This window comes from Planomonospora parontospora (assembly GCA_014647935.1).
Classification (GTDB): domain Bacteria; phylum Actinomycetota; class Actinomycetes; order Streptosporangiales; family Streptosporangiaceae; genus Planomonospora; species Planomonospora parontospora.
The window spans coordinates 1-4,648 of record BMQD01000068.1; the positions used below are offsets into that span (position 1 = coordinate 1).

At 72.7% G+C, this 4,648-nt stretch carries 1 protein-coding gene; it reads right to left on the reverse strand.

The window, feature by feature from the left end:
* Positions 1-4,283: type I polyketide synthase (locus IEZ07_RS35065; protein ID WP_301549381.1), on the reverse strand; the 4,283-nt coding region annotated here is incomplete at its 3' end.
* Between the last annotated feature and the right edge of the window lie 365 nt (positions 4,284-4,648).

Consider the following 4,648-nt stretch of genomic DNA (forward strand, 5'->3'; position numbering starts at 1 on the left):
GCCTCGGCCACCGGCGCACTCCCGCCGGCCAGCTCCCGCAGCGCACGCACCGCGCCTTCACGATCGGCGGCCGTCACCACCGCACGCCGCTCGAACACCGCCCGCGTGCTCACCAGCGACAACCCGACATCGGCCAGGCCCGCCTCCGGACGCGCCTCCACCTGCGCGGCCAGCCGCCCCGCCTGCGCCCGCAGCGCCTCCACGCTCTTACCGGACACCACCAGCGGCACCACCGGCAGGTCCACGTGTCCGGCCGGCTCCACGGCCTTGACCGCAGGAGGCTCCTCGATGATCACGTGTGCGTTGGTGCCGCTCAGCCCGAACGACGACACGCCCGCCCGGCGCGGGTGACCGTTCTTCGCCCATTCACGGGCCTCGGTCAGCAGCTCCACCCGGCCTTCCGACCAGTCGACCTGCGAGGTCGGCGCGTCCACGTGCAACGTCTTCGGCATCAGCCCGTGCCGCATCGCCATGACCAGCTTGATGATTCCCGCGGCGCCGGCGGCGGCCTGGGTGTGGCCCATGTTGGACTTGATCGAGCCCAGCCAGAGCGGCCGGTCCTCCGGCCGGTCCTGGCCGTAGGTCGCCAGCAGTGCCTGCGCCTCGATCGGGTCACCGAGCGTCGTGCCCGTGCCGTGCGCCTCCACCACGTCGATGTCCGAGGGGGTGAGCCGGGCGTTGGCCAGGGCCTGCTGGATCACCCGCTGCTGGGAGGGGCCGTTCGGCGCGGTCAGGCCGTTGGAGGCGCCGTCCTGGTTGATCGCCGTACCCCGCACGATCGCCAGCACCGGATGCCCGTTGCGGCGCGCGTCCGACAGCCGCTCCACCAGGAGCATGCCGACGCCCTCACCCCAGCTGGTGCCGTCCGTGGAGTCCGCGAAGGACTTGGCCCGGCCGTCGGGGGCCAGACCCCGCTGCCGGCTGAACTCGACGAACACCTCCGGCGTCGCCATGACCGCCACGCCGCCGGCCAGCGCCAGCGAGCACTCCCCGGACCGCAGCGCCTGCGCCGCCAGGTGCAGCGCCACCAGCGACGACGAGCACGCCGTGTCGATCGACGCCGACGGCCCCTCCAGACCGAACACGTAGGAGATTCGGCCTGACGCGATCGCACCCGTGCTGCTGTTGGCCGCGTAGTCGTGGTACATCATCCCGGCGAACACGCCGGTCCGGCTGCCCTTCAACGACGCCGGATCGATGCCCGCCCGCTCGATCGCCTCCCAGGAGGTCTCCAGCAACAGTCGCTGCTGCGGATCCATGACGAGGGCCTCGTTCGGGCTGATCCCGAAGAACGCGGGGTCGAACTCCGCCGCGCCGTGGAGGAAACCGCCCTCCCGCGTGTACGTCGTGTCCGGCCGTTCCCCGGTGGGGTCGTAGATCCGCTCGACGTCCCAGCCCCTGTTCTCGGGGAACTCCGAGATAGCGTCCGTCCCCTCGGCCACGAGTCGCCACAGGTCGTCCGGCGATTCCACCCCGCCCGGATAGCGGCAGGCCATCCCCACGATCGCGATGGGCTCGTCGGTGAGCGCGGTGGTCGCCGCGACCACTGCCGGCTTCCCGCCGTCATCCGACATGAGGTCCAGGAGGTGGTCCACCAGGACGGTCGGCGCCGGGTGGTCGAACACCAGCGTGGGGGACAGGCGGAGCCCGGTGGCCGCGTTGAGCCGGTTGCGGAACTCGACCGCGGTGAGCGAGTCGAAGCCCAGCTCCTGGAACGCCCGGTCGGGTTCGACCGCTTCCGGGCCGGCGTGTCCGAGGACTCCTGCGACGTGCGTGAGCACCAGGTTCAGCAGCGTCTTCGGCCACTCCTCCTGGGGAAGCGCGGCCAGCCTCCCGCGCAGAGCGGCGGAGTCGGCTCTGCCCGCCACACTGCGGCGGCGGCTCACCGGGACGAGGACACGGAACATCCGGGGAAGGCCGTCGCTCAGCGTGCGCAACGTGATGAGGTCCAGGTTCACGGGCACCAGCGCCGGTCCGCCCGCATTCTGCGCCGCGTCGAGCAGGGCGAGTCCTTCGTCCACGGACAGAGGGATCACGCCGCCTTGAGAGGTCCGCGGCCGACCCGTCCGCTTCAGCGCGTCGTCCATCCCGCCACCGGCCCACAGACCCCACGCCAGCGACTGGGCCGCCAGACCACGGGCCCGCCGATACGCCGCCAGCCCGTCCAGGAACGCGTTCGCCGCCGCGTAGTTGCCCTGACCCGCGCTGCCCAGCGTCCCGGAGGCGGAGGAGAACAGCACGAACGCCGACAGACCCAGGTCCGCCGTCAGCTCGTGCAGGTGCCAGGCCGCGTCCGCCTTCGGCCGCAGTACGGTGTCGATCCGCTCCGGGGTCAGCGCCGCCACGACCCCGTCGTCCAGCACCCCGGCCGCGTGCACCACCCCCCGCAGCGGATACTCCACCGGAACCACGGCCAGCAGATCCGCCAGCGCCTGCCGGTCGGCCACGTCACACGCCGCCACCGTCACCTGCGCCCCCAGCGCCTCCAGCTCGGCGGCCAGCTCCACCGCACCCGGCGCCTCCAGCCCCCGCCGGCTGGTCAGCAGCAGATGCCGCACCCCGTGCACCGCCACCAGGTGCCGCGCCACCAGCGCACCCAGACCACCCGTGCCACCGGTCACCAGCACCGTGCCGTCCGCACCCCACACCGCAGCAGGCTCCACCTCATCGGCCCGGTCCACCCGCGTGTCCGAGGAGGTCCCCGCAGGCACCCGTACCAGGCGCGCCACCCGCGGCTCACCGCCCCGGACCACCGTCTCCGGCTCACCCGAACCGATCACGGCACCCAGTGCCTCGGCCGATCCGGGTGCGTCATCGGTGTCGACCAGCACGAACCGGTCCGGGTTCTCCGCCTGCGCCGCCCGCACCAGCCCCCACACCGGAGCCAGCCGCACGTCCACGTCCTCACCCGGCAGCGCCACCGCGCCCCGCGTCACCACCACCAGCCGCGACGCCGCGAACCGCTCCTCGGCCAGCCACGCCTGCACCACCCCCAGCACCTCGGCCACGACCGACCGCACCAGCCCAGGCACATCCATCCCGGACACGTCCGGCGTGTCCGATCCGGGAACCCCGCCATCAGGCACCGGGCACTCGAACACCACCACCTCGGGCACCCGCGCACCCTCGACCAGCCCGTCCCACCGCCCCCACGACACCGGGGCCACGGAGGAAGCGGCAGCGGCCTGGACCCACTCCACCCGGAACAGCGAATCGTGGAACGCCGAGCGAGCCTCCGCCAGCTGGTCCATGACGACCGGTCGCAGGGCGAGGGAGTCGACGGACATCACCGGTGCGCCGGCGCCGTCCGCCACCGTGAGGGTGACGGTTCCCGGCCCGATCGGCGCCAGCCGCACCCTCGCCGCGACGGCGCCTGTGGCGTGCAGCGTCACCCCCGTCCATGCGAACGGGAGAACGGCCTGGTCTCCGAGCGAGTCGGTGAACGTGGACGCGTGGAGGCAGGCGTCCAGGAGGGCGGGGTGCACACCGAAACGCCCCGCTTCGGAGCGTCCCTGTTCCGGAAGGTCGATCTCGGCGAACACGTCCTCGCCTGACTTCCACGCCGCCGTCAGCCCTCGGAAGAGCGGTCCGTAAGCCAGCCCGGACTCCGCGAACTGCTCGTACAGTGTCTCCAGCGATATGGGCGTCGCCTCGGCCGGCGGCCATTGGGACAGCCCCGTCCCCTCGTTCTCCGGTCCGTCGACGAGAACGCCGGTCGCGTTACGCGTCCAGAGCAGGTCCGCGGCGGGATTGTGGTCACGGGAGTAGATGTTCAGCGTCCTGGCGCCGGTCTCGTCGGGGGCGCCGACTACGACCTGCACCTGCACCCCGCCGCGCTCGGGCAGCACCAGCGGCGCCTCCAGCGTCAACTCCTCGACCGCACCGCACCCGACCTGGTCACCGGCCCGGATCGCCAGCTCCACGAACCCCGTCCCCGGAAACAGCACCACCCCGCCCACCACGTGATCGGCCAACCACGACTGCACCCCCACCGACAACCGGCCCGTCAGCACCACCCCACCGGAATCGGCCAACGCCACCGCAGCCCCCAGCAACGGATGATCCGCCGCCGACAGACCCGCCGCGCTCACATCCCCCGCCCCCGCACGCGCCCGCAACCAGAACCGCTGCCGCTGGAACGCATACGTCGGCAACTCCACCCGCCGCGCACCCGACCCGGAGAAGTACCGCACCCACTCCACGTCCACGCCATGCGCGTACGCCCGACCCAGCCCGGACAGCAGCGCCTCGACCTCGCCCCGGCCCCGCCGCTGCAACCCCACCACCGCAGAATCCGCACCGCCCGCAGAACCCGCACCAGCCGCGGCAGCCGTACCGCCTGCGGCACCGGCACCATTCGCGCCGTCCGCAGCATCCACGGCCAGGACCTGGGCCGCCAGCGCGCTCAGCACCGCATCCGGACCCACCTCCACCCACCGCGACACACCCAGACCCCGCGCCGCATCCACCGCATCGGCGAACCGCACCGACCGCCGCACATGCTCCACCCAGTACTCCGCCGACCCCCACCCCGCAACCGAACCCGACACCGAAGTCCCGGAAACCGAAGCCCCGGAAGTCGCAGAACCGGGCAGGGAATCCCCGGAAACCGCAGAAACCCCGGAAGTCTCGGCACCCGGCACCGCAA